22 protein-coding genes are annotated in these 24,816 nt (G+C 70.4%); 10 read left to right on the forward strand and 12 right to left on the reverse strand.

The features are described from left to right. Positions 1 to 173 precede the first annotated feature (173 nt). Both RM704_RS01525 and RM704_RS01530 read right to left on the reverse strand, forming a co-directional pair. Complete coding sequence (locus tag RM704_RS01525) at positions 174 to 1,289, reverse strand: alcohol dehydrogenase catalytic domain-containing protein (protein WP_033527729.1); 1,116 nt, start codon at positions 1,287 to 1,289, stop codon at positions 174 to 176. Continuing rightward, positions 1,286 to 2,182, reverse strand: coding sequence for a fumarylacetoacetate hydrolase family protein (locus tag RM704_RS01530; protein WP_033527728.1), 897 nt, complete (start codon positions 2,180 to 2,182; stop codon positions 1,286 to 1,288). Before RM704_RS01530 ends, RM704_RS01525 begins: the two co-directional genes overlap by 4 nt. 248 nt (positions 2,183 to 2,430) lie before the next feature. On the opposite strand from RM704_RS01530, the gene RM704_RS01535 reads away from it, so the two are divergent. The 5 genes from RM704_RS01535 to RM704_RS01555 all read left to right on the forward strand — a co-directional run bounded on the left by RM704_RS01535 (position 2,431) and on the right by RM704_RS01555 (position 5,961). Beyond that, the gene (locus RM704_RS01535) at positions 2,431 to 3,348 is read left to right on the forward strand and encodes a VOC family protein (protein WP_033527727.1); all 918 of its coding nucleotides are present in this window, start codon (positions 2,431 to 2,433) and stop codon (positions 3,346 to 3,348) included. Positions 3,349 to 3,426: 78 nt separating this feature from the next. After that, positions 3,427 to 4,356, forward strand: a complete 930-nt coding sequence (locus RM704_RS01540; protein WP_033527726.1) for an ABC transporter substrate-binding protein — start codon at positions 3,427 to 3,429, stop codon at positions 4,354 to 4,356. A 170-nt stretch (positions 4,357 to 4,526) separates the two neighbouring features. Continuing rightward, the gene (locus RM704_RS01545) at positions 4,527 to 5,330 is read left to right on the forward strand and encodes a GntR family transcriptional regulator (protein WP_078937146.1); all 804 of its coding nucleotides are present in this window, start codon (positions 4,527 to 4,529) and stop codon (positions 5,328 to 5,330) included. Between the two features lie 59 nt (positions 5,331 to 5,389). After that, the gene (locus tag RM704_RS01550) at positions 5,390 to 5,728 is read left to right on the forward strand and encodes a hypothetical protein (RefSeq protein ID WP_033527725.1); all 339 of its coding nucleotides are present in this window, start codon (positions 5,390 to 5,392) and stop codon (positions 5,726 to 5,728) included. Continuing rightward, complete coding sequence (locus RM704_RS01555) at positions 5,725 to 5,961, forward strand: hypothetical protein (protein WP_311588845.1); 237 nt, start codon at positions 5,725 to 5,727, stop codon at positions 5,959 to 5,961. Before RM704_RS01550 ends, RM704_RS01555 begins: the two co-directional genes overlap by 4 nt. Before the next feature lie 43 nt (positions 5,962 to 6,004). Here the strand turns inward: RM704_RS01555 and RM704_RS01560 are convergent, their stop codons facing one another. The 5 genes from RM704_RS01560 to RM704_RS01580 all read right to left on the reverse strand — a co-directional run bounded on the left by RM704_RS01560 (position 6,005) and on the right by RM704_RS01580 (position 11,576). Next, positions 6,005 to 7,435, reverse strand: a complete 1,431-nt coding sequence (locus RM704_RS01560) for a hypothetical protein (RefSeq protein ID WP_311588846.1) — start codon at positions 7,433 to 7,435, stop codon at positions 6,005 to 6,007. A 167-nt stretch (positions 7,436 to 7,602) separates the two neighbouring features. After that, positions 7,603 to 8,229: a GTP-binding protein gene (locus tag RM704_RS01565; protein ID WP_033527723.1), complete on the reverse strand. Its 627-nt coding sequence runs from the start codon at positions 8,227 to 8,229 to the stop codon at positions 7,603 to 7,605. Then, positions 8,177 to 8,623 carry a DUF742 domain-containing protein gene (locus RM704_RS01570; protein ID WP_033527722.1) on the reverse strand — a complete coding sequence of 149 codons (447 nt, stop codon included), beginning with the start codon at positions 8,621 to 8,623 and terminating at the stop codon, positions 8,177 to 8,179. Before RM704_RS01570 ends, RM704_RS01565 begins: the two co-directional genes overlap by 53 nt. Before the next feature lie 26 nt (positions 8,624 to 8,649). Then, positions 8,650 to 9,126, reverse strand: a complete 477-nt coding sequence (locus RM704_RS01575; RefSeq protein WP_033527721.1) for a roadblock/LC7 domain-containing protein — start codon at positions 9,124 to 9,126, stop codon at positions 8,650 to 8,652. Further along, a complete protein-coding gene (locus RM704_RS01580) occupies positions 9,123 to 11,576 on the reverse strand; it encodes an ATP-binding protein (RefSeq protein ID WP_107072302.1) in 2,454 nt (817 codons plus the stop codon). The genes RM704_RS01575 and RM704_RS01580 overlap by 4 nt, the downstream gene beginning before the upstream one ends. A gap of 423 nt (positions 11,577 to 11,999) precedes the next feature. Between RM704_RS01580 and RM704_RS01585 the strand changes: the two genes are divergently transcribed. The 3 genes from RM704_RS01585 (at position 12,000) to pntB (ending at position 16,340) form a co-directional block, all read left to right on the forward strand. Beyond that, positions 12,000 to 13,142 carry a substrate-binding domain-containing protein gene (locus RM704_RS01585; protein WP_033527720.1) on the forward strand — a complete coding sequence of 381 codons (1,143 nt, stop codon included), beginning with the start codon at positions 12,000 to 12,002 and terminating at the stop codon, positions 13,140 to 13,142. Positions 13,143 to 13,343: 201 nt separating this feature from the next. Then, the gene (locus RM704_RS01590; RefSeq protein ID WP_033527719.1) at positions 13,344 to 14,903 is read left to right on the forward strand and encodes a Re/Si-specific NAD(P)(+) transhydrogenase subunit alpha; all 1,560 of its coding nucleotides are present in this window, start codon (positions 13,344 to 13,346) and stop codon (positions 14,901 to 14,903) included. A gap of 6 nt (positions 14,904 to 14,909) precedes the next feature. Continuing rightward, complete coding sequence (gene pntB, locus RM704_RS01595; RefSeq protein WP_033527718.1) at positions 14,910 to 16,340, forward strand: Re/Si-specific NAD(P)(+) transhydrogenase subunit beta; 1,431 nt, start codon at positions 14,910 to 14,912, stop codon at positions 16,338 to 16,340. Positions 16,341 to 16,408: 68 nt separating this feature from the next. On the opposite strand, the gene RM704_RS01600 is transcribed toward pntB, so the two are convergent. Then, on the reverse strand, positions 16,409 to 17,281 hold the full coding sequence (locus RM704_RS01600) for a hypothetical protein (protein WP_033527717.1): 873 nt from the start codon (positions 17,279 to 17,281) through the stop codon (positions 16,409 to 16,411). 300 nt (positions 17,282 to 17,581) lie between these two features. On the opposite strand from RM704_RS01600, the gene RM704_RS01605 reads away from it, so the two are divergent. Next, positions 17,582 to 17,974: a VOC family protein gene (locus RM704_RS01605; protein ID WP_033527716.1), complete on the forward strand. Its 393-nt coding sequence runs from the start codon at positions 17,582 to 17,584 to the stop codon at positions 17,972 to 17,974. Positions 17,975 to 18,125: 151 nt separating this feature from the next. Here RM704_RS01605 and katG read toward each other — a convergent pair whose 3' ends face one another. From katG to RM704_RS01625, 4 genes are all read right to left on the reverse strand, one after another. Next, positions 18,126 to 20,315 (reverse strand): catalase/peroxidase HPI, encoded by a 2,190-nt coding sequence (katG, locus tag RM704_RS01610; RefSeq protein ID WP_033527715.1) that lies wholly within the window; start codon positions 20,313 to 20,315, stop codon positions 18,126 to 18,128. A gap of 246 nt (positions 20,316 to 20,561) precedes the next feature. Then, entirely contained in the window at positions 20,562 to 21,755 is a 1,194-nt protein-coding gene (gene fahA, locus RM704_RS01615) for a fumarylacetoacetase (RefSeq protein ID WP_033527714.1), read from the reverse strand. Further along, positions 21,752 to 22,630: a hypothetical protein gene (locus tag RM704_RS01620; RefSeq protein ID WP_033527713.1), complete on the reverse strand. Its 879-nt coding sequence runs from the start codon at positions 22,628 to 22,630 to the stop codon at positions 21,752 to 21,754. Before RM704_RS01620 ends, fahA begins: the two co-directional genes overlap by 4 nt. After that, on the reverse strand, positions 22,627 to 23,808 hold the full coding sequence (locus RM704_RS01625) for a homogentisate 1,2-dioxygenase (RefSeq protein WP_033527712.1): 1,182 nt from the start codon (positions 23,806 to 23,808) through the stop codon (positions 22,627 to 22,629). Before RM704_RS01625 ends, RM704_RS01620 begins: the two co-directional genes overlap by 4 nt. 227 nt (positions 23,809 to 24,035) lie before the next feature. On the opposite strand from RM704_RS01625, the gene RM704_RS01630 reads away from it, so the two are divergent. Next, positions 24,036 to 24,707: an IclR family transcriptional regulator gene (locus tag RM704_RS01630; RefSeq protein WP_033527711.1), complete on the forward strand. Its 672-nt coding sequence runs from the start codon at positions 24,036 to 24,038 to the stop codon at positions 24,705 to 24,707. Positions 24,708 to 24,816 lie beyond the last annotated feature (109 nt).

Here is a 24,816-nt window from a genome sequence, read left to right on the forward strand (position 1 = left end):
GGTCTGCGACCGATGTGCCCCAGGGCGCCTGCCGGACCTGAGTCCGGTTCAGGCGCCCTCCCGCGTGCGGCGGCGAGCAGTGGCGGGCAGGCCTCCGGGTATGCGGCTCCCCGTGCCCGTGCCCGTGCCCGTGCCCGTGCTCGGCGTGGCCGATCCGCGAGGCCCCGCGCCCGCTACCCGTCCCAGTCCTCGGCGCGCAGACTGAGTGCCACGCGCCCGAGGCTGTTGTCCTCCTCCATGTAGCGGTGGGCGTCGGCGGCGCGGGCGATGGGGAACGTGCGGTCCACGACGGCACGGAAGCCGTTCTCCACCTGTGTCCACAGTTCCGCCACCGCGGCCGGGTTGCCGGTGCGGACCCCGATGATGCGGTGGCAGTCGGAGTACACCCGGCGCAGGTCGATCTTGACCTGGCCACCGAGGAACGCGCCCGAGGTCACCACGGCACCGCCACGGGTCAGCGAGTCGAGGGTGGCGTCCCAGACGGCCGGGTCGCCCAGGTTGTCGACGGCGATGTCGACGCCGCGGCCTCCTGTCGCCTCCCGGACCCGCTCCACCAGGTCCGGGGCGTTGGTGTCGAGCACGAGGTCGGCGCCCGCCGCGGCCATGGCGGCCCGCTTCTCGGGCGAGCGGGAGGTCGAGATGATTTTCGCGCCGAGGTGCTGGGCGTAGGCGGCGGTGGTGGAACCGAGGGCGGACGAGGCGCCCTGGACGAGGACCCAGTGTCCGGGGCGCAGTCCCGCCTGGGTCATCTGGTTGGCGGCGACCGGGCCGAGGAGGGCGAGCGCGGCGGCCATCGCGGCCGGAATGCCGTCCGGGACCTTGTGGACGTTGCGCGCCGGCACGGCACAGTACTGGGCGTAGGCACCGGGGCGATGGGTGCCGATCACGGTCAGGGAGTCGCAGACCTCCTCGCGGCCTTCCGCGCAGTAGGCACAGGTGCCGCAGGCGACACCGGGCAGGACGGCCACCCGATCGCCGACCCGCACGGAGTCCACGCCCTCGCCCAGGGCGGCGACGGTGCCCGCGTGGTCCGCGCCCAGGATGTGGGGCGGCTCGATCGTGGCGTAGGGATGGTTGCCCGCGCGGGCGGTGAGGTCGAGCAGTCGTCCGATGCCGACCGCGGCGACCTGGACGAGGACCTCTCCGGGGCCCGGGCGCGGGGTGTCCACGATGGCCTGTTCCAGGACGTCGGGCGGTCCGAACCGGCGGAACAGCATGGCCTTCATGGTGGTGGGCACCGGCAGCGCCTGCGGCCAGCCGAGCTCGGAAGCCGTCGGGGTGCTGCTCATGACGCCACCACCGTGTTCTCCAGGCGACCGATCCGGTCGATGTCGATGACTATGTCATCCCCGGCGGCCAGGAACTCCCCGCGCGGAACTCCGCAGCCCGCCGGTGTGCCCGTGAGGATGACGTCTCCGGGTTCCAGCCGGGTGATGCGGCTGGCCGCCGCGATCACCTCGGGGATCTTCACCATCATCTGCGCGGTGGAGGAGTCCTGCTTCAGCACGCCGTTGACGCTGAGCTGGATCCTCAGGTTCTGGGGGTCGGTGATCTGCCAGGCGGGCACCAGCCCGGGGCCGAGCGGGCAGAAGCCGTCCTGTCCCTTGTGGCTGACCCAGTCGAAGGTGAACGGCTCGGCGACCGGCCTGTCGGACCTGATCCGGTCACGGGCGGAGATGTCGTTGGCCACCAGGTAGCCGGCCACGTGGTCCATGGCCCGCTCCGACGTGAGGTCACGACCGCCGCGGCCGATGACGACGGCCAGTTCGGCCTCCCAGTCGACGCGTGCGCCCGGGTAGGCGGGGAGCGGCACCACGTCCCCCGGTCCCGTCACCGTCGTCGTCGGCGGCTTGAGGAAGAAGAACGGATCTCCCAGCTCGGCGGGGCGTTCGCACCCCATCTCGGCGATGTGGTCCCAGTAGTTGGCGCCCGCGCAGAGCACCTTGCCGGGGTACGTCAGCGGCGGCGCGAGCCGGGCGCCGACGACGGCGTCGGAGGCCGTCGGTGTCCAGTCACGCAGGAGTGGCGCGAGCGACTCCCATCGGCCCAGCACCTCCATCAGGGTGAGGCCTTCGGTCCCGGGTGGGCCCGGGACCACGGTTTCGTCGGTGTACGCACCGACGGTGACCTTCTCCGAGTCGGCGACCCGGTACTGCACCAGCGACCATTCAGGCGGTGTCATGTTTCCTCCGGCAAAGCGGCTCTCTGAAGCAGCAGCACCATAGTGCATACACATTGAGAGAGGAAGGGGCTGCTTCCCGGTGTGATGACGGGGTCCGGAGTTGATCGGATGGCGTGGACATTACTATTCGGAACGGTCATTCCTCGGGAAAGGTTCGTGCGAGCTCTGGACTTGGGAGGCGCTAGGTGTACACACTTAAATCGGTGACCGTGTGGGACGCGGATTCACCGGAACCATGAGGAGTACACATGTTGCGTGTCAAAGGTCTCCTGCACTACGGACTCCAGGTCCCGTCGCTCGACAAGGGCGCGGACTTCTACGGCGCGTTCGGGCTTCAGGCGGCGGAGCGCGGCAACGCGGTGGTGATCCGCTGCGACGGCCGGGAGCAGGACCAGACGGTGCTGACGGAGGGGCCGGTCAAGCGGCTGCACCACGTGGCGTTCGCGGCGGACCCGGACTCGCTGCCCGACTGGCAGCGCCATCTGGAGGGCCTGGGCCTGAAGCTGCTGGACGCGCCGAAGGAGGTGCCCGGGGGTCTGTGGTTCCGTGACCACGAAGGAAACCTGGTCAACCTCCGGGACGAGGGGATCGCCCCCTGGCGAGAGTTCGGCACCACGGACGCCCAGGACGCCAACGTCGGCGACCGGGTCCGTCGCATCGACCGGGCCCGCTGGCTGACCGCGACGGAGCAGACCCGCCCCCAGCGTCTCGGCCACATGCTGATCTTCAGCTCCGACGTGCGCGCCTCCGAGGCCTTCTACACCCGCACGCTCGGACTGCGCCTGTCCGACCGCATCGTGGGCGGGCCCGTTTTCATGAACTCCGGGCCGGGTGACCACCATGTCTTCGGCTTCGTCCCGGGGGAGTACCCCGGCCTCCACCACTCCAGCTGGATGGTGTCCGACATCGACCAGATCGCCAGGGGCGCGCAGGGCATGGCCTCCGTGGGTTACGCGAAGGGCTGGGGCCTGGGCCGCCACACCCTCGGCTCGAACCTCTTCCACTACATCCAGGACCCCTGGGGCAGCTGGATCGAGTACTCCAGCGACATGGACTGCATCACCGAGAACTGGCAGCCGAACGACTGGGAGGACCTCCCGGCCGCCATCTGGAGCCCCGAGGTGCCGGCCGACTTCATCACCAACCAGGAGGAGAAGCCCGCCTGACCGTCGGCGTCGGCCCATGACACGAAGGAACCACCCCATGGACGAAGAAGGGGACCACCCCATGCAGGAAGGCTCGTCATGCCTCCCGCGCTGAGCGCACTCCGCCCGCCCGGCGGGTCCACCCGACACCTGACGGTGGGCGTCTTCCCCGGTGCCGGCACCGTGCACCTCCACCACGCCCTCCACCGCGGACACTTCCGGCAGGCAGGGCTGGAAGTGAACCTGGTGCCGGTCGTCTCCTCCGACCAGCAGCTGGCCGGCTGGAACGACGACGACTTCGACCTCATGCACACCTCTCCCGACCATCTGCTGCGCGGCCTGCTGAAGCGGGACCCGGTGGCCGTCCGGGCCGAGGGCATGGGCGAACTTTCGGTGCACCGGCGTCCCGGAGCACCGCTGCCCACGGACCGCTGGGCGGTCGACAACGCGCACAGCGCCTTCGCGTTCGTGCTGCGCGCCGTGCTCGCCGACGTCGCCGACTCCCCGGTGAACGACGGCCAACTCGTCCCCGTCGGGGGTACGTTGCAGAGGTTCCGGGCCCTGCCGACGGACGCCGTGGACGGGACCACGCTGCACCCGCCGTTCGACGTCCTGGCCGCCGAGCAGGGGTTCCCCCGCGTAGGCGGCCACCTCCAGGTCGCACCCGACCTCATCACCAACGTCGTGGTCGCCCCGCGAGAGACCGCCACCGCGTGGCACACCCGGGTCTATGTCGAGGTGTGCCGCAGGAGCACCGAGGAACTGCTGGCCTCCGGCGAACCGGGCATCGAGGCCGCCCTGCTGCGACAGGGCCTGCCCGAGGCCGTCGTGCGGGCCGCGCTCCCCGGCCTCCTGGGGCCCGTCGGCCTGGCGACATCACCCGAGGTGACCCCGCGCGGCATGGAGGCGGTGGCCGACCTGCGTCGCCGCTTCACCCCCGACCGGCGACCCGTAGGCCCGCTCACGTCCCTGATCGGCCCGCAGGAGGCGGACACGAACGCACACCAGCCGACCGTGGGACAGGCCTGACATGCACAACAACCGCGCGCCATGGATTCGGGACCAAGGTGGCGAGGGCTCCACAGGTGGATACAGTCACACCTCCTCCAATCCCACTGACAGCCACGTGGACAAGCCCCAGTCGCGTAGTTGAGGCGGCCTGCCGCTTCGTCTGCATACACCCTGGGTAGACTGTCGGCGTGAGCAGGAGCAGAAACGAGTCCCCCGAGGACCAGCAGCCGGTCGACGAGCCGAACGAGGGGCAGGCCCGATCCGTGGCGTCGGGCGGAAGCCCCGCGGCCGCCGCAGGCGGGCGCCGCCTGGCCCTCGATGTGCACGGCCGGCTGCGCGCCATGATCCTCAACGGCGAGCTGCCTCCGGGGTCGGTGCTGCTCCAGGCCGAGATGGCCCGGAAACTGGGCGTCAGCCGTACCCCCATGCGCGAGGCGTTCCGGCTGCTCCAGGAAGAGGGGCTCATCGACGCGCGGCCCGACCAGCGGGCGCGGGTGCGGGCGGTTGACCCCGAGGACCTGGATGCCGTCTACGGCGCTCGCATCATGCTCGAAACGCTGGCCGTCAGCATGACGGCCAAGTCGTTCACGGCTGTGGACATCGAGCGCATGAGTGACGCCCTGAAGCGGATGCAGGGCGTGACTGTCGACGAGCATCCGGACGAGTGGCACGCGGCGCACCACGAGTTCCACGGCATCGCCACCCAGGCGGTGGGGCCCCACCTGCAGCGCATGCTCGCGTCGCTCGGCGAGCACAGCGAGCGTTACATCCGCCTGGCTCAACTGGGCGCGCCCGCTACCTGGGGCAAGGCGTACGCCGAGCACGAAGCGCTCCTGGAGGCACTGAGCCAGAGCGACCCGGCCGAAGCCGCACGCGTGGTCGCCCGTCATCTGGCACGCACCGCGCTGAGTGTCCTGGCGGACATCGCCCCCGAGTACGAACCCGCCGCCACCCGGACGGCCCTGGGCATCGCGGCCAACGGCCAGTCCTGACGGGGCGCCCGGCCCCGCCGCAGCGCGTGAGCGGGCGCGGGCTCGGGCGCGGAGCATGAGTGGCTGTCTTCGGCGGCATGTCGGTCGATCTCGTGGGGAGGATGCACGCTCCCGTGTCCTTGGGCGGGCTCCTCGCGACCGCTCGGGTCATCGGGAACTGGGCGCCACGCTGGTTGGCGCGCGCACCGGTGGAGGCGGTGTTCAGTCCCCCGCGGACGCGTGCCGGCGGCGTGACCGCGACCGCACTCGCCCTGGCCGCCGGCAGCCTGGGAGGTGGTGACATGATCCAACTCACGCGCCTGCCCGACCGTGGCGAGGACCTGGCCGCCCGGTGTGAGCCCTTCATGCGTCAGTTCACCGGGGCCGCGAACGCGACCGGAATAGAGTTTGACATATGAGCATGAACCAGGACATGGGGGCCGACCACGACAACCCTCCCGCTCGGGACCCGGACGCGGGCAACCCGGCCGACGACGCCGAGCGCCGGGCCGCGGAGAAGTACATCGGTGACCTGCTGGCGCGGGGAGAAGCGGTGTACGAGGGCGAGGAGCCGACGCCCGGTACGACGCACGTCGTCCGGCGCGAGGACGACGGACGGCTCACCGTCCGTCGTCTGCGCTTCCGCGGCTGACTGTCGACCTGCCGACCTATCGACTTGCCTCGCTGCCGACTGGTCAGGCGAAGCGGCGCCGGACCAGGGCCAGGCCCTCGGCCGCCTCGCTGCGGGCGATCTCGTGCGTCGTGAACCGGGAGGGGTTGTCGTCGACGACCGCCGTGTCGGAGCGGTACTCCTGGGGTACGTCGACTCGGCCGCGGCGCAAGAGGTCCTCGAGGTAGGACGTGGCGACCTGCTCGGGATCGGCGGGTCGCAGCGAGCCGCCGACGGGATCGGAGCCGGCGATGCCGAACCGTCGCACCTCTCCGGGCGCGTTGAGGACGAGCGGCCCCTTGATGCCGTACGCCATCCCCTGGACGGTGACGGTCGTGAGGCCCTGGTCGTCGCTTCCGCCGGGCATCGCCTCGGCGAGACCGGCGCCGCGGCGCGCCACCTCGGCGGCGGTGAGGGACGTGGCGGCTTCCAGGGACAGGATCCCGTGCCGGACGAAGGCCGAGCGCAGGGCCCGGCCGTGGGCGCCGCCGAACCGACGCTGGTCGGCGGCGATCATGTGCCCCGCGAGCTGCGCGTAGTAGGCGGACACCACGGGGGCGGCCACGATGGCGTCCACCAGCAGCTGACCGGCGATCTCCCCTGCCCTCGCCAGGGCGGCCTGGTCCTGTGCGGGCTGCTGCCGGAAGATCCCGGCGAGGGCCTTCAGGAACGCGCCGCTGAACACGCGGGAGAACGAGTGCGGCGCGCTGGTCAGCGTGTTCGCGGGCCCGTCCGGCGGCAATTCCACCGGGTCGCGGTAGAAGAAGTGGTTGGACATGTTGCGCAGGCAGTCGGGGTCGACCGCGTCCCGTTCGAGCTGGCGGATCGCCCAGCCCAGTTGTTCGGCCATCCTCGACAGCTGCGAGGACAGCTCCAGGTTTCCCTGGGTCTCGGTCAGGACGGTGACCCGCAGCGACTCCAACTGCAGGGCGGTCAGCAGCGCGCTGATGTCACCGAATGCCTCGTGCACGCCGTCGGCCTCGTGCATCGCCGCGTTCCACAGCTGGGGGCGCAGGGCGTCGAGCACCGCGTGGCCCAACTCGTGCCGCACGATCTCGGGGCTCTGGGCCGAGAAGACCTCCACGCCCGCCACGGTCCGGTGGAAGAACTCGAGGCCCGTGCGGGTGTAGAAGGCGTTGAGGTCGACACCCTCGTCGAGGTGTGCGGTGAGCACGCGTCCGACCGAGGGCACCCACTGCGTTCCCGACGGAACCAGCGCACCCCACATCCGGCTGCCGCTGCTGAGCGCGTCGGCGGCCACCCAGTAGCGGAACGCGGGAGTGCCCGGCCCGGCGCTGTCCGGCTGCGGGGCGGGCTGGGCGATGGCGGTCGGAAAGGGCTGCGTCTCCAGTTGCGGCACGGGGTGGCGTACCGGCGTGACACCGGGGGGTTCTCCGGGATCGCTGGCGTACACCAGAACGGTCTGGTCGGCCATCTGCTGCGGTTGCACCGTCATCGCGGCTCCAGGAAGAGGGAGGAAGGGGGCGGGGCAGGGGCAGAGCGCGCCGCAGCGGCGACACTCGGCAAGAACCCCTTACGCCTAGTACGCGATCTATTACTTTCCGTGTCAATTCGAACGCCGCCGTGATGTCGGTGTGCTCCTCGGCCGCAGCCGCGCCGTCGTCATGTCGTCGTGGCCGCTTCGGCGCGGGAGAGGGCGACGTCGAGCACGACGAGGAGGGCGTCTCGGACGGAGCCGGTCCTGCGGGCGTCGAAGACGACCAGAGGTACGTGCTCGGCGATGTCCAGTGCCCACCTCACCTCGTCCAGGTCGTGCTCGATCTCTCCGTCGAAGGCGTTGACGGCGACGGCGAAGGGGATGCGTCTGTGCTCGAAGTAGTCGACGGCGGCGTAGCAGTCGTCGAGGCGGCGGGTGTCGACGATGACCAGGGCCCCCAGAGCGCCGTCGACGATGTCGTCCCACATGAAGCCGAAGCGGTCCTGGCCCGGAGTTCCGAACAGGTACAGCTTCAGAGTCGGGTCGAGGGTGATGCAGCCGAAGTCCATGGCGACGGTGGTGGTGGTCTTGTCGGGCGTGTGGGTGAGGTCGTCGACGCCTGCGGCGACCTCGGTGATGGCGGCTTCCGTGGTGAGGGGCCGTATCTCGGAGATCGCGCCCACGGTGGTGGTCTTGCCGACCCCGAAGCCGCCGGCGATGACCAGCTTGACGGGCAGCGGCGGCTGTTGCCGCGCCTGCTCAGCCGCTGTCGCGGAGTGTGCCCGTGGAGTCGGGGACGGCACGGAGACCATTGATGACCCTTCGCAGTACGGAGATGTCCTGGGCGATCCTGGCGTGTGGCACGTGGACCGCCAGGTGTCCCGCGGCACACAGATCCTCGGCGAGCACCCGGACCACGTTGAGGTGCAGTCGCAGGCGGGCGGCCAGTTCCGCGACCGACTGCGGCTGTCGGCACGCGGCGACGATGTCGTGGCGTTCGAAGGTGAGCGCGCCGAGGACGGAGAGTCCGGCGGAGGTCGACACGATCTGGGTCTCGATCGGGAGGGGGGCCGCCGTGTCCGCCCCCGACACCCGGCCCGCGGTCAGCAGGAACGGCCGGACCGCAGGAGCGCGTCCGACCGGGTCCGGCGGGCTGCTCCGAGCGTCTTCCGCTGTCTCATGGGGTTCTCGCCCACCGACGGCCATGGCGACCTCCTGCCTCGTGGGGTGGTTCAGCCGGCTGCCGCGGAGCCGACGTTGTTCTTCAGCTCCATCACCAGTTGGGGAGTGAGCGCGGCTCCGGCGCGGTTGGCGAAGAGGGTCATCTCGTAGGCGATGTTGCCCAGTTTCGCCTCCTTGGAGGCGACGACGCCCAGCACCGCTCCGTTGCCGATGGCGGAGACCAGTACGTGGCCGCCTTCCAGGTCGATGATGACCTTGTTGAGGCCGCCCAGCGCGTAGTTGCCGGAGACCCCGGCGGCGAGGCTGGTGATACCGGACACGATCGCGGCGAGCCGCTCGGAGTCGGCCCTGTCGCGGAGTTGGGAGACAGCGATCAACAGCCCGTCGGAGGACACGGCTATGGCGTCGACGACGCCGGCGGTCTCCGTGGCGAAGCGGTCGAGCAGCCAGGTGAAGTCGTCCGCCGCGGTGCGCAGGTCGGTGGGCTTCGCCTGTTCTGAGGTGCTGTCATCTGTCGACGGGGTCACTGCCGGTCTCCTTCTGGACTTCTGAGGGTTTCCCGTGTCGCGGTGGTGTCGGGCGCCTGCGGGGGCGCGGCGCTGTCCTGTTCGGCTCTGCGTACGGCAGCCTCGAACTCGTCCAGCTCCGCGCGGACGGCGTCGGCGTCGGCGGGTCGCCGGTCCGCCGCGATGCCCCGGTCCGCGGCGAGGGTGGCCACGGAGAGGGTCGCGCCGCGCACTCGGCGCCGCAGTGGCCGGGTCGTCTCGGCCGGGGGAGGTCCGTCGGCGGTGTCGGGGGTGTCGGCCCTGGTCGTGCCGCCGTGGGGCGGGATGCGCCGGGGCAGGTCACGTTGCGGGGACCGGACGATCGGCCGCCGTTCGGGGGTGGTGCCGGTGGCCGGCACGGGGACGACGGTCTTCCGCTCCGGCTTCGGTCCGGGCGTCGTCGTGGACCGTGCCACGGTTGCCGCAGGGTCGGAGGCAGCCGGTGCGGTGTCCAGCGGGCTCATCGTCAGCAGGAGCGTGGACGGGATCCAGACGGTGCTGGTGACGCCGCCGCCCGAGGTACGGCTCAAGGTGACCTGGAGTCCCAGGTTGCGGGCGAGGCTGCCGACCACGAAGAGGCCGAGCACCTTGGTCGGTACCAGGTCGAGGCGTTCCCGGCGGACGAGGCGGGCGTTCTCCTCCGCGATGCGTTCCGCGCTCATACCGAGGCCGTGGTCGATGACCTCGATCAGTGCCCCGCCGTCCTTGGTGACGTCGGTGCCGGGCCGGACGACCACCTCGACGGTGGTGTCGGACGGGGAGAAGGAGACCGCGTTCTCCATCAGTTCGGCGAGCAGCAGGGTCAAGTCGCCGATGATGTCGGGCCCCACTGTGACATCCGTCTCCGAGCGCAGGGACACCCGCTGGTATCCCTCGATGCGGCCGAGTCCGGAGCGGATGGCGTCGGCCAGGGTGGTCGGCCGGGCCTCGACGTCCGTCTCCCGGATTCCGGCGAGCAGCATCAGGCTGTCGGCGTTGCGCTGGAGTCGTACGGCGATGTGGTCGATGCGGTAGAGCCGGTCGAGGAGGTCGGGGTCGGTCTCCTCGCGTTCGACGGCGTCGATCAGCAGCAGTTGGCGTGTGGTCAGATTGCTGACCCTGCGACCGACGTTGCCGAACATCTCGGCGATGTTGCGGCGGCTGAGCACCTGCCGCTCCAGCAGTGCGGCGGCGGTGACCTGTACGCGGTTGAAGGCCTCGGCCAGCTCGCCGATCTCGTCGCGCACCGGGACCGGTATCGCCCGAGGGCTGAACGGGGCGCTGTCGGCGCGCTCGTCGTCCCCGACCCGGGCGAGCTCCTCGTCGGCGGCCTCGACCACCTGCTGGGCCGATCCCGTCAGGGCCGTGAGGGGACGGATCACCGAGCGTCGCACCAGCACGCAGAATCCCAGCCACGCGGCGAATCCGAGCAACGCCACACCGAGCAGGACCCACGCCTTGTACAGGGCGCTCGCGGACGCGGAGTCGGCTCGTGCGGCAGTCTGCTCGATCAGTGTCCGGGTGATGCCGAGACGGGTCCCGGCCTGCCGCTCGCCGGTGGTGATCTTCTTGCGCAGTTCCCGCGTCGTCTGCGACTGCAGTGCGCCCGGTTCGATCTGGAGTTCCGCGAACTGGGAGGTGATGCCGTTCGTCTCGGCGCTGCGCTCGATGCCGGCCATGCTCAGCACCTGCCCCGGTGTGGCGATCCGGCTGAAGCGGTCCGCCTGGTAGGTGTACAGCTCGTGGGCGCCGGCCGCGCGGGTGTACTCGGTGAGGGCGTTCGCGTCCGGTGTCTGGGCGGAGAACACCGCGCTCTCGAACGCCGCGTGGGCGGCGTCGGCGCGCAGGATCGTGTCCAGCAGGTTGGTGACCGGGGACGTCGAGGTCGTGGAGAAGCGGTCGAGCCCGATGCCGTCGATCAGATAGCCGACGGCGGCGGCGTAGGCGGGGTCGATGTTGGCCGCGGGCACGTAGTCCCGGCCGAGCTTCTCGCGCAGGATGTCCAGACCGGTGATGTATTCGAGAGCCTGCTTCTCCTCGGCGGGCAGGCTCGACCCGAACGCGGACCGTACGGCGGCGACTTGTGCGTCGGTGGCCCGCTGTGCCTCGCGGTAGGCGCTGGTGGACGGCCGGGCGTCTCCGGGGCGGGCCGCCTCGTACTGCACGGACAGCAGCAGCGCCAGCCGGTGTTCGGCCTGTACGTCGTTGATGAGGGTCGCGACCTGCTCGCTGTCGCGCACGAGTTCCGCGACCCGGTCGGCGTCGCGGGCCTGCTCCATCTGGTCGGTGACGCCGACGGCGAGCAGCGCGCCGACCACGGCGATGGGTGCGATGACGAGGACGTTGAGTTTCCGCCGGAACGGCCACCGGGCGAGAAATGCTCCCGACTTCCTGCGGAACGGAGGAGTCCGGTCCCGGCGTCCGGGCGGCGGCTCCACTGCGTCCGTGGGCACGCTGGCCTCCTTCGATGTTCGGGTGAGTGGCGTCCGTGGTGTCGTTGCCGAAGAAGCGTCAACGACCGGGCAGGAGCCCGACGCTCGCACGGTGTCGCCGGGCTCGAGCGAACGGACAGGCAGCTGGAACGACGGGATCACGTCATGTGTCCGGATCTGGTCGGTGGGAGACTACCGCCTGTGTGATCGCTTTGAGCCTGTGTGTAATCAAGAATTGATTACGAATTGTTCGCACGTGCCTACTGAGCGATGCGACCGCCGTGGAGGGCCTGGCCGGGACCCTGCTACATTCCCACCGCGACAACCCGCCGGGCCCCATTCCGAGGCCGACGTGCAGGCGTCGTCGCGCTTCCGGCCGTCTGCCGGATCGTTCTCCTCCCCCCACACAACCCGTACCCCCTCGTGTCCAGTTGAGGAGACCCCGTGCATCCCACCCGCAGAGCGACCGCGGCAGCCGTCGCGATCCTGGTCGTGGCCTCCGCTGTCGCCGGCTGTGACAGCGACTCGACCACCCAGGTGTCCACCGCCGGTTCGCGGGAGCCGGGTTGCCCTGCCGTCCTCGCCGAGGCGCGACAGGCCGTCAAAGCGGCCGAGGACATCAACGCCCCCTGGGGCGGCCCCACCAGAGGCCCCGACGCGGTCCCCGGCAAGACCATCGCCTACGTCGCCCAGACCATGACCAACCCCGGCGTCTCCGGTGTCGCCAAGGGCGTCCAGGAAGCGGCCGAGGTCATCGGCTGGGACGTGCGCACCTTCGACGGCCAGGGCACGCCCGCCGGGATCCGGAGTGCCTTCGCCGAGGCCCTCGCCTCCAAACCCTCCGGCATCGTCATCGGCGGATTCGACCCCAAGTCCGTGACCGAGCGGGCCGATCAGGCGAACGCCGCGGGCATCCCGCTCATCGGCTGGCACGCCGCGGCCACCCCCGGCCCCAGCACGGATCCGAAGCTCTTCAGCAACGTCACCACCAGGGTCGAGGAGGTCGCGGAGATCAGCGCCGACTGGATCATCGCCCGGTCGTCCGGCCACGCCGGCGTGGTGCTGTTCACCGACGCCTCCATACCGTTCGCCAAGCGGAAGTCCGACCTGATCAGGAAGAGACTCGCCACCTGCTCCGACGTCGAACTGCTCAGCTACGAGGACATCCCCATCCCGGAGGCCAACAGCCGCACCGTCGACAAGGTCGCCTCCCTCCACTCCCGCTTCGGCGACAGATGGACCTACTCCGCCGCCATCAACGACCTGTACTTCGACCACGCGGCACCGGCGCTGCGTGCCGCCGGTCACAAGGGCGGCGGCGCCCCCTACAACATCGGTGCCGGTGACGGCGATCCGTCGGCCTTCGAGCGGATCAACGGCAAGCAGTACCAGTCCGCCACCGTTCCCGAGCCGCTGTCCGAACAGGGATGGCAGATCATCGACGAGTTCAACCGCGCCTTCGCGGGCGAGCCGGCCAGTGGCTATGTCGCCCCCGTCCACATCACCACCGCGAACAACAGCGGCGGCGCGCTCTCCTGGGACTCGGAGGGCTACCGTGAGGCCTACCGCAAGATCTGGGACAAATAAGGCCAGCCTGATCGCAGGACCACATGCCGGTGCCTCACCGTCGTGCCCCCCGCCGTGCGCGCCCTGCTCGTCGTCACCCTCAGCGGCGTCACCCTCGGCCGCCGGACGCGCGATTGAGTGCACCGGCCCCGTATCCACCCCGTACTCCTGGGGCATGGGTCATCAAGCGGGAACAGGAACCCCAGGGAAGAGAGGCAGAGGATGGTCCAAGTGGAACCCGAACCCCAGAGCATCGGCGTCCCGGCCGAGTCCACCGCGGGCGAGACCAGGGTGGCGGCGACGCCGGTCACCGTGGGCAGACTCGTCGCGCTCGGGTACCACGTGGTCGTCGAACCGGGGGCGGGGGAGTCGTCCCGCTTCTCCGACGCGGCCTACGAGGAGGCCGGCGCCCGGCTCGGCGACCCGTGGGCGGCGGAGATCGTGCTCAAGGTGAACGGCCCCTCCACCGAGGAGATCGGCCGGCTGCGGGACGGGGCGACGCTGATCGCGCTGATCAGCCCGGCACTCAACCCGGAACTGGTCGAGGAACTGGCCCGGCGGCCCGTCACCGTCCTCGCCATGGACGCCGTTCCCCGCATCTCCCGGGCCCAGTCGCTCGACGTCCTCAGCTCGATGGCGAACATCGCCGGATACCGTGCCGTCGTCGAGGCCGCGCACGCCTTCGGACGCTTCTTCACCGGCCAGGTGACCGCCGCCGGCAAGGTGCCGCCCGCCAAGGTGCTGGTGGCCGGCGCCGGGGTGGCGGGACTCGCGGCGATCGGCGCGGCCCGCAGCCTCGGCGCCGTGGTCCGCGCCACCGACCCCCGGCCCGAGGTCGCCGAGCAGGTCCGCTCCCTGGGCGGCGAGTTCCTCACGGTCTCCGCCGCGCAGGAAGTCAGCACCGACGGCTACGCCAAGGCCACCTCGGACGACTACAACCGGCTCGCCGAGCGGCTGTACACCGAGCAGGCGGCCGACGTCGACATCATCATCACCACCGCGCTCGTCCCGGGCCGTCCGGCGCCCAGGCTGATCACCGCACAGGACGTCGCGCGCATGCGGCCCGGCAGCGTCATCGTCGACATGGCCGCCGCCCAGGGCGGAAACGTCGAGGGCACGGTCGCGGGCAAGGCCGTCGTCACCGACAACGACGTGACGATCATCGGTTACACCGACCTCCCCGGTCGACTCCCCGCCCAGGCCTCCCAGTTGTACGGCACCAACCTCGTCAATCTGATGAAGCTGCTCACCCCCGGCAAGGACGGCCGTCTCGTCCTCGACTTCGACGACGTCGTGCAGCGCTCGATGACCGTGGTCCGCGAGGGGGAGAAGACCTGGCCCCCACCCCCGGTGCAGGTGTCCGCCGCGCAGACCCCCGACGGATCTCCCGAACCCCCGGCGTCGTCCTCCTCCGAGGCGGCGTCGAAGCCCGCGCGCCCCGCCTGGTCCGCCTACGCCCTCGTCGGCGCGGGAGCGCTCGCCCTGTTCCTGGTGACCGCCTTCTCACCGAGCGAACTCATCGGCCACTTCACGGTGTTCGTACTGGCCATCGTCATCGGTTTCTACGTCATCGGCCAGGTGCACCACGCGCTGCACACCCCGCTGATGTCGGTCACCAACGCCATCTCCGGGATCGTCGTGGTGGGCGCGCTGCTGCAGATCGGGCACGGGAACACCGCCGTCACCGTGCTGTCGTTCGCCGCGATCCTGCTGGCGAGCATCAACATCTTCGGCGGATTCGCCGTCACCCGCCGCATGCTCGGCATGTTCTCGAAGGGCTGATCAGGGATGACCACCGTCACGGCCGCAGAAGCCGCCTACGTCGTCGCCGCGTTGCTGTTCATCCTCAGCCTCGCCGGGCTCTCCCGGCACCGGACGTCCCGCTCGGGAGTCGTCTGGGGCATCACGGGCATGGCCATCGCCCTGGCCGCCACCATCGGGCTCGCCTCCCGGAGCATCACGGCCACCGGCCTCGTCCTGATCGCCGTCGCCACCGCCCTCGGCGCGGGCATCGGACTGTGGCGCGCCCGGGTCGTCGAGATGACCGGCATGCCCGAACTGATCGCCATCATGCACAGCCTCGTCGGCCTCGCCGCCGCGTTCGTCGGCTGGAACGGTTACCTCGACGTCGACCCGGAGCTGACCGGGTCGCTGCTGGGCATCCACCACGCCGAGGTGTTCATCGGCGTGTTCATCGGCGCCGTCACCTTCACCGGCTCCGTCGTCGCGTACCTGAAGCTCTCGGCCCGCATCGACTCCCGGCCCCTCATGCTGCCCGGCAAGCACGTCCTCAACGTGAGCGCCCTGGTCGCCTTCGTCGTACTCACCGTCGCCTTCGTGGCCCGCCCCGGCATGGGCCTGCTCATCGCCGTCACCGTGATCGCGCTCGCCCTGGGCGCGCACCTGGTCGCCTCCATCGGCGGCGGTGACATGCCCGTCGTGGTCTCCATGCTCAACAGCTACTCCGGCTGGGCCGCGGCGGCCTCCGGTTTCCTCCTCGCCAACAACCTCCTCATCGTCACCGGCGCGCTCGTCGGCTCCTCCGGTGCCTACCTCTCGTACATCATGTGCAAGGCGATGAACCGCTCCTTCCTCTCGGTGATCGCGGGCGGCTTCGGCACGCCCGCGGCGGCCGACGACGGCGAGCAGGGCGAACACCGGGAGATCAACGCCGAGGAGACGGCGGAGCTGCTGCGCGACGCCTCCTCGGTGATCATCACGCCCGGCTACGGCATGGCGGTCGCCCAGGCGCAGTACCCGGTGGCCGAGCTCGCCCGGAAGCTGCGTGAGCGGGGCGTCGAGGTGCGCTTCGGCATCCACCCCGTCGCCGGCCGGCTGCCCGGACACATGAACGTGCTGCTCGCCGAGGCCAACGTGCCGTACGACATCGTCCTGGAAATGGACGAGATCAACGACGACTTCCCCGCCACCTCGGTCGTCCTCGTCATCGGCGCCAACGACACCGTCAACCCGGCCGCCATCGACAACCCGGCCAGTCCCATCGCCGGCATGCCCGTGCTGCACGTGTGGGAGGCCGCCCATGTGGTGGTCTTCAAGCGGTCCATGGCCGTCGGCTACGCGGGCGTGCAGAACCCGCTGTTCTTCCGTGAGAACACCCAGATGCTCTTCGGCGACGCCAAGCAGCGGGTGGAGGACATCGTGCGCGGCCTCGACGCCCTCGACGCACCGGTGCCGGAGATGGCCGCCACGTCACGCTGAACCGCGAGGTGCGACGCGTGTCCCGGACGGTACGTCGTCCCGGACATGCGTCGGCACCACCGCACCGCTCAGTCGTCCTTGCCCGTGGTCCTGCTCGGCAGGCAGACCCGGCGGGCCCAAAGAACGAGGAGAGCCATCCCGCCGACCAGCAGCGGTACCGGGTCGACGGCCAGAGGTGCCAGCGCGTAGCCCAGCGCCGACACCGTGCAGACGGTCAGGGGAATGAACGCCGCGGCACCTTCCATCCCTGACCGCAGCATCGGCCGGCCGGCGCCCAGGACGCTGTCCCCGCCGGCCACCCAAGGGCCGACAGCGACGATCAGCAGTCCCGCGGTGGCGCAGACATCGGCCACCGGGGAGGACATCGCCTCCTCGCCCGGCGCACCGACCCGCACCAGGCGCAGGGTGTCGCCGATCAACATGAGGAACACTCCGCCGATCGCTGCCCACAAGGTGGCCTGCTGATCGGCCCGTACAAGACGTCGCAGGGCGAGCAGAAAACCGAGGAACACGACTTCCGAGGCCCACAGGACGCCGAGCATCCCCGTCTCCGGCCGCCAGCCGTCACCGCTCCTGCCCAGCAGCACCCATCCCGCCATGAACACGGCCCCGGCCATGACGGTCCCGTCGAGTACGCGCCGCAGCCACGCCTGCCAGCCCGTACCGGCGTCGGCCGCGACCACCAGACCCGCCATCCCCAGTCCCACCGTGATCGTCACCCCGGCGACCACCGCCAGACCCGCCGACCCCGGTGCGTCCGGAACCGGTGACGGTTGGCCCGACAGCGCGACGAGGGAGGCCCGATAGACACCCCCTGCCGTCGCGGAACCCGCCACCAGGAGCAGACGGGTCCGCACCCGCCCGCGTGTGCCCCGGGCCCGGAGCAACAGGGAGAGGGTCAACACCAAGCAGCCGACGGACGGCCCCACGAACATCGTCATCCCCCCTCCCACGGCCGCCGGATCCCGACACAGACCGTACGAAACCCGCACCGGCACCGAGCGAGGAAGCCGGCTGATTCACTCGTGTTGCGTAAGGACAGGCGGTGACCCTGCGCGATCGGTCGTCGGCGGACCAGGTCTTGGGCCGACCAGCAGCTCTGCCGGTCATCGGCCGTCACTTCGTGCGGGTGAAGGGCGCGCGACCATCCGGACGTCGACCGCGTGGCGTGCCGGCGGCCGTGGCGCGTGTGGTGTGCCCTGACGTACTCGGGACGCTCACGCGTGAAGGAGACACACGGCATGTTCGGACAGACACAGGCGTTCAGCGGCTTCGCGGTCGACGACCTCGGCGAGGCCCGCCGGTTCTACGGGGAGACTCTCGGGCTGCGGGTGGAGGAGAGCGGGCAGGGGGACATGCGGATGCTGACCCTGACACTCGGCAGCGGCGCGCGTGTCTTCGTCTACCCGAAGGAGACGCACACCCCCGCGACGTTCACGCTGCTCAACTTCCCCGTGGACGACATCGAGTCCGCCGTCGACGAACTGGCGCGGCGCGGCGTCGACCTCGTGCGCTATCCCGAATTCGACCACGACGAGAAGGGCATCGTCCGGGTCGGCGACGGCGGGCCCGCGGCGATCGCGTGGTTCACCGACCCCGCCGGGAACGTCCTCTCCGTGCTCCAGGAGAACTGACGAAGCTCCGCAGAACTGACGGACGGGCCCGTTGAGCTGAGTGACGCTCCGGTGCCGGCGGGCACGTGTGCTCCGGAGGGAGCGCGTGTGCCCGCCGGTTGCGGCGCTGCTCGGTTCCGGGGGCCTCACCGCCCCCGACGGGACCGACGGTTCAGGCCAGGTCGAACCGGTCGAGGTTCATCACCTTGTCCCACGCGGCCACGAAGTCACGCACGAACTTGGGTCCCGCGTCCTGGGCCGCGTAGACCTCCGACACCGCTCGGAGCTGGGAGTGCGAACCGAAGACCAGGTCGACCGCGGTGGCGGTCCACTTGAGTTCACCCGTGGCGCTGTCCCGGCCCTCGAACACGTTCTCGTCCGAGGTCGACGCCTTCCACTCCGTGCCCATGTCCAGCAGGTTGACGAAGAAGTCGTTGGTCAATGTCTCCGGCCGGTGGGTGAAGACACCGTGCGGGGATCGCCCGAAGCCGGTGTTCAGGGTCCGCATGCCACCGATCAGCACCGTCATCTCGGGAGCCGTCAGCGTCAACAGGTTGGCGCGGTCCAGCAGCAGTGTCTCCGGAGACAGCTTCTCTCCCGCCCGGAGGTAGTTCCGGAACCCGTCGGCCCGGGGTTCGAGCACGGCGAACGACTCCACGTCGGTCTGTTCCTGCGAGGCGTCCGTGCGCCCCGGTGCGAACGGGACGGTGATGTCGTGACCGGCGTTCCTCGCCGCCTGCTCGACCGCCGCGCAGCCGCCGAGGACGATCAGGTCGGCGAGCGAGATCCTGGTACCGTCGGCCTGTGCGGCGGCGAAGTCCTCCCGGATCCGCTCCAGTGCCTCCAACACCTCGACCACCTCGGGCAGTTGGTTGACCTCCCAGTCCCGTTGCGGCGCGAGCCGGATCCGGGCCCCGTTGGCGCCGCCCCGCTTGTCGGTGCCGCGGAAGCTCGCCGCGGACGCCCAGGCGGTGGTGACCAGCTGGGAGACCGACAGTCCCGAGTCGATGATCCTGCTCTTCAGCGCGGCGATGTCCGCGTCCCCGACGAGCTCGTGATCGACCTCGGGTACGGGGTCCTGCCACAGCTGCGGCTCGGGCACCCACGGGCCGAGGTAGCGCGTGATGGGCCCCATGTCACGGTGCAACAGCTTGTACCACGCCTTGGCGAAGGCCTCCGCGAGCCTGTCCGGGTTCTCGTGGAAGCTCTTCGAGATCGGGCCGTAGACCGGATCCAGCTTCAGCGCGAGATCCGTCGTCAGCATCATGGGAGCGTGGCTCCTCGACGGATCATGGGCATCGGGCACCGTCCCCCTGGCCGAGGGATCCGTGGGTGTCCACTGCTTGGCCCCGGCGGGGCTCGTCGTCAGCTCCCACTCGTACCCGAACAGGTTGTCCAGGTACCCGTTGTCCCACCGGGTCGGCGCGGTGGTCCAGGCACCTTCGAGCCCGCTGGTGAGCGTGTCGGGGCCCTTGCCGCTGCCGTACCTGTTCCGCCAGCCGAGCCCCTGCTGCTCCACGGGCGCGGCCTCGGGTTCGGGGCCGATGTGCTCGGGGCCGACCGCGCCATGGCACTTGCCGAACGTATGGCCGCCGACGATGAGCGCGACCGTCTCCTCGTCGTTCATCGCCATGCGCCCGAACGTCTCGCGGATGTCCCGTGCGGCGGCCAGCGGATCCGGATTTCCGTTCGGGCCCTCCGGATTGACGTAGATCAGTCCCATCTGCACGGCACCGAAGGGAGCGGCGAGTTCCCTGTCGCCGCTGTAACGCTCGTCCCCGAGCCAGATGTCCTCGGGCCCCCAAAAGATCTCCTCGGGTTCCCAGATGTCCTCTCGTCCGAATCCGAACCCGAACGTCTTGAACCCCATTGATTCCATGGCACAGTTACCGGCGAAAACCAGAAGGTCGGCCCAGGAGATCTTCTGTCCGTACTTCTGCTTCACCGGCCACAACAAACGGCGCGCTTTGTCGAGACTCGCGTTGTCCGGCCAACTGTTGAGGGGCGCGAAGCGCTGAGCGCCGCTGCCGCCACCGCCGCGGCCGTCGGCGATCCGGTAGGTGCCCGCGGCGTGCCAGCTCATCCGGATGAACAGGGGTCCGTAGTGGCCGTAGTCGGCGGGCCACCATTCCTGCGACGTGGTCATCACGTCGAAGACGTCCCTCTTCAGCGCGTCGACGTCGAGGGTCGCGAACTCATCCGCGTAGTCGAAGTCCTCGTCCATGGGATTCGAGCGGGACGAATGCTGGTGGAGAACTTGGAGGTCCAGCTGATTCGGCCACCAGTCCCGGTTCGTCCTGGGTCGAGTCGCCGTGGGGGTGGGGGAGGGGATTGCCGGGTTCTCGCTTTCGCTGCCGGACACGTCGTCCTACTTTCTGTCTCGGTGTTTCCGCGCACCATGCCGAGGAAGGTGATGTCGGCGTCCGTATGGTCGCGTACCGCGGACGGCACCGCCACGAAACACGCAGGGCGCCCTCGCATGACAAACGTGCGAGGAAATCCCTGCTCGTACCGCACTCTCCCGGCCGTATCCCCACGGCAGCGCGCCCTGTGCGACCGGTGTGCCCACGCCCGCGGAGGGGCGTGAGGCGGTCGGCGGACGTGCTCCTCACGCCTCCTGCTTGCCGCTGACGATGCGGCCGCGGGCCTCGCCGAAGCCGATCCGGGTTCCGCCGGCGCCCGGGGCCGTGGCGGTGAGGACGACCTCGTCCCCGTCCTCCAGGAACGTGCGCGGTCGGCCGTTGACGGTGACGGGCTCCTTGCCGCCCCAGGTCAGTTCGATGAACGCGCCCCGCTGCTCCTTCTCCGGGCCGGAGACGGTGCCGGAGGCGAACAGGTCACCGGTGCGCGTGGGCGCGCCGTTGACGGTCTGGTGCGCCAGCATCTGGGCGGGGGACCAGTACATCGCGGAGTACGGCGGCCGGGAGACCACCTGGCCGTTCCAGGCGACCGTGAGGTCGACGTCGAGCCCCCACGGCCGTGCCATCCGCAGATACGGCAGCACGGCCGGCTCCTGCGGCGGGACCGGGACCCGGGCGGCGTCCAGGGCGAGCAGCGGCACCACCCACGGCGAGATCGTCGAGGCGAACGACTTGCCCAGGTTGGGGCCGAGCGGGACATACTCCCAGGCCTGGATGTCGCGTGCGGACCAGTCGTTGAAGAGCACCACCCCGAAGATGTGCCGCTCCGCGTCCTCGGCGCCGATGCGGTCGCCCATGGCGTTGCCGGTCCCGACGACGAAGCCGAGTTCGGCCTCGATGTCGAGGCGGGTCGAGGGTCCGAAGACCGGCGTCGGGTCCTGCGGGCCCTTGCGTTGCCCCGAGGGCCGCGCGATGTCCGTTCCGGAGACGACCACGGAGGCCGCCCGTCCGTGGTAGCCGACCGGAAGGTGCTTCCAGTTCGGCAGCAGCGGGTCCGGGTTGTCGGGCCGGAAGAGCCTTCCCAGGTTCGAGGCGTGGTGTTCGGAGGCGTAGAAGTCGACGTAGTCGGCGACCTCGAACGGCAGGTGCAGGGTCACCGTGCCCAGGTCGTGGACCGCCTCCGTGGGGACGCGGTCCGCGAGCCGCTCGGTGATCGCTGCCCGGACCTCGACCCAGCGCGCGTGGCCCTGTGCCATGAAGGCGTTCAGGCTCGGCCGGGCGAAGACGTCGTCGTCCAGCAGCAGGGCCAGATCGATGACGTGGTCGCCGTAGCGGGTCGCCACGCGCGGTTCCCGACCGGGCACCGAGTAGACGCCGTAGGGCAGATTGGCGGGGCCGAACAGGGAGTCGGCGGGGACGGTCGGCCGGATGGTGCTGGTCATGCGGACACCTCGGTCAGGTCGGTGATCGTCGCGGCCGGCAGCAACCCCAACCGGGCCGCCTCGATGGCGGGTTCGGCGACGGAGCAGGTGCCGAAGGAGCGGAACAGCTCACGGACTCGGGGCGACAGGGCGCGCACCCGCTCGGCGATGCGTTCGCCGTCGCGGTCGGCCAGCAGCTCGACCAACGTCGCCTCGTCGGCACCGTGGAGGGCGGCATCGGTGGCCACGAGCAGGTTGAGGAACCCGTGTTGTTCGTACCCGGTCCCCGGATCGGTGTTGCGCAGCGCGTGGTGCAGGCCCGCGGTCGCCTTGAACGCCACTGCGGACCGCGTCGCGGCCAGGACGGCCGTCGCGAGTTCGCCTTCGTCGGGGTAGAGGTCGGCGCGTACGCCTCCGGTGCGGAACTTGGCCAGGTAGGGGGTCCCGGCGAGTGCGGCGAGCAGCGGCTCGCGCCGGGCGTCGCGCGGCACCTCGACGTAGACCGTGGCGTCGGTGGCGTCGACGACCGCCTCGGCCAGGGCGGGAACGACCGCGTCGGCGGCGACCGTGTCCGGGACGGAGACCTCCAGCCCGACCAGCCGCACGGCCGGGATCCGGTGTGCGGCGGCGACAGCGTCGGAGACACCAGGCAGCGGCACGGTCACCGAGAGGTCGAAGGACCCTTCGGCCAGGTTTTTGGTCAGTTCGCCCAGCCGGTCGACGTCCTGGGCGGCGAGGACGAACGCTCCGACCAGCCCGGCGTGGGCGCCACGGGTGTGTGCCACGTGGGTCGGGACGGCCTCGTCGAGGGGCAGGCTGCCGGGCGGGAAGACGGCCGCGTCGTCGAACAGACCGGCGAGCACCGGGGGGATCTCCGGTGGGCGTGGGGCGCTCATCGGTTCTGCTCCCACGAGTAGACGTACGTGCCGTCGTCCGTCGCACGGGCGGCCTCACCGAGCTGGAGAGGGCGGAAGGTGTCGACCATGACCGCGAGTTCGTCGAAGAACTCCGCCCCGATCGACCGCTCCATGGCGCCCGGCTGGGGACCGTGGGGGTGACCGCCGGGGTGCAGGGAGATCGAACCCTGTCCGATTCCGGAGCCCTTGCGGGCCTCGTAGTCCCCGCCGCAGTAGAACATCACCTCGTCGGAGTCGACGTTGGAGTGGTAGTACGGCACCGGGACGGCCAGCGGGTGGTAGTCCACCTTGCGCGGCACGAAGTTGCAGATCACGAAGTTGTGGCCCTCGAAGACCTGGTGGACCGGCGGCGGCTGGTGGACCCGGCCGGTGAGGGGCTCGAAGTCACGGATGTTGAACACGTACGGGTAGAGACAGCCGTCCCAGCCGACGACGTCGAAGGGGTGGTTCGCCAGCGTGTGGACGGTCCCCACGACGCCGCCCGCTCCCCGGTGCTTGATGTACACCTCGACGTCCTCGCCCTCGACGGGGCTCGGCCCGTCGGGGAGGCGGAAGTCGCGCTCGCAGTACGGCGCGTGCTCCAGCAGCTGGCCGTGCCTGGACAGATAGCGCCGCGCGGGCCCCAGGTGCGAGTTGGCCTCGATCGCGTAGATCCGTACGGACCCGTCCGGGACGATCCGGTACGTGGTCGCCCGCGGGACGATCACATAGTCCCCGTCGCCGACCTCCAGGTCGCCGAAGACCGTCTCCACGTGGGCCCGGCCGTCCTCGACGTAGAGGCACTCGTCGCCGATCGCGTTGCGGTAGTAGGGACTGACCGTGTCGGCCACGACATAGGCCAGCCGTACGTCCTCGTTGCCCAGCAGCAGCCTGCGGCCGGTCACCGCGTCGATGCCGGACTCGCCGTCCGCGAACAGCTTGTGCGTGGAGAGGTGGCGGGGCACCAGCGGGTGGTTGGGGACCAGGGACTGGTCGCCGAGGTCCCACACCCGGAACCCCCGCACCGCCGACGGGATGTGCCGGTGGTAGAGCAGCGAGGAGTCCGAGGAGAACCCCTCCTCGCCCATCAGCTCCTCGTAGTAGAGGTTCCCGTCCGGGTCCCGGTGCTGGGTGTGCCGTTTCGGCGGAACCTCGCCCGCCCGGTGGTAGTACGGCAAGTCTCTCTCCTCGTGACTCGGAGTCGCGGTGCCGCGTGTGAGATGTTTGTGCGCTCAGCGCACAATTGTGTGCGATGGCAGCGACAAGGCGAAGCTAGGTCCCGGGGGCGGCTCAGTCAAGGTCGGTCGGCGTCACTCGCAGGTGTGACGTGCCCTAACGTGGCGCCCGAGGAAGATCTGTCGGTTTCCGCGAGGGCCGTGCGCGGCCGCGGGATCAGGAGGTGTCGATGGCCACCCTGCAAGGCCTGGATCGTGGGCTTCGGGCTCTGGACCTGATCTCGCTGACGGCCGACGGCCTGACGGTGGCGGACCTGGCGGCGCAGTTGGAGATCGACCGGGCCATCGCGTACCGGATCGTGCGGACTCTGGAGGAGCACGCGCTGGTCTCCCGGCAGGGCAAGCGGGTGCGGCTCGGCGCCGGGGCCGCGACGCTGGCGGGGCGGTTCCAGCATCAGCTGGTCCTGGCCGCTCAGCCGGTACTGCAGGAACTCGCCGACGGCACCGGCACCTCCGCCTTCCTGACGGTGGCGCACGGCGCGCGGGAGTGCGTCCCCCTGGCGGGTGCCCAGCCGACCGTCCAGCACGGCCCTGTCCAGGTGGGCTACCGCATCGGCGTCCGGCATCCGCTGGAGCGCGGGGCGAACGGCATCGCGATTCTCGCGTTGCAGCCGCCGTGGCCGGACGAGCCCGAGGAGATCGCGCGCGCCAGGGAGTTGGGCTACAGCGTCACCTCGGGGCAACTGCAGCAGGGCGCCACCGGGATCGCGGTGGGCTTCGACGTGCCCGGCGCGGTGGGTGCCTCGGTCGGTGTCGTGGCCATGCACGACTTCGACATCGAGTCGGTCGCCGCCCGGGTTAAGGAGGCGGCCGCGCGGCTGGCGTCCCTCGGTAGGGCCTGACGGGGCCGGGCGTCACCGTACGCTCCGCCGCGGACGCCGCCGCGTTCCACGGTGACTGGTCAGATTGTATATAAGAGGCCGAGAAGAGCAGGGCAAACTGAGCAGCTTG

Source organism: Streptomyces gottesmaniae, assembly GCF_031845845.1.
Classification (GTDB): domain Bacteria; phylum Actinomycetota; class Actinomycetes; order Streptomycetales; family Streptomycetaceae; genus Streptomyces; species Streptomyces akebiae.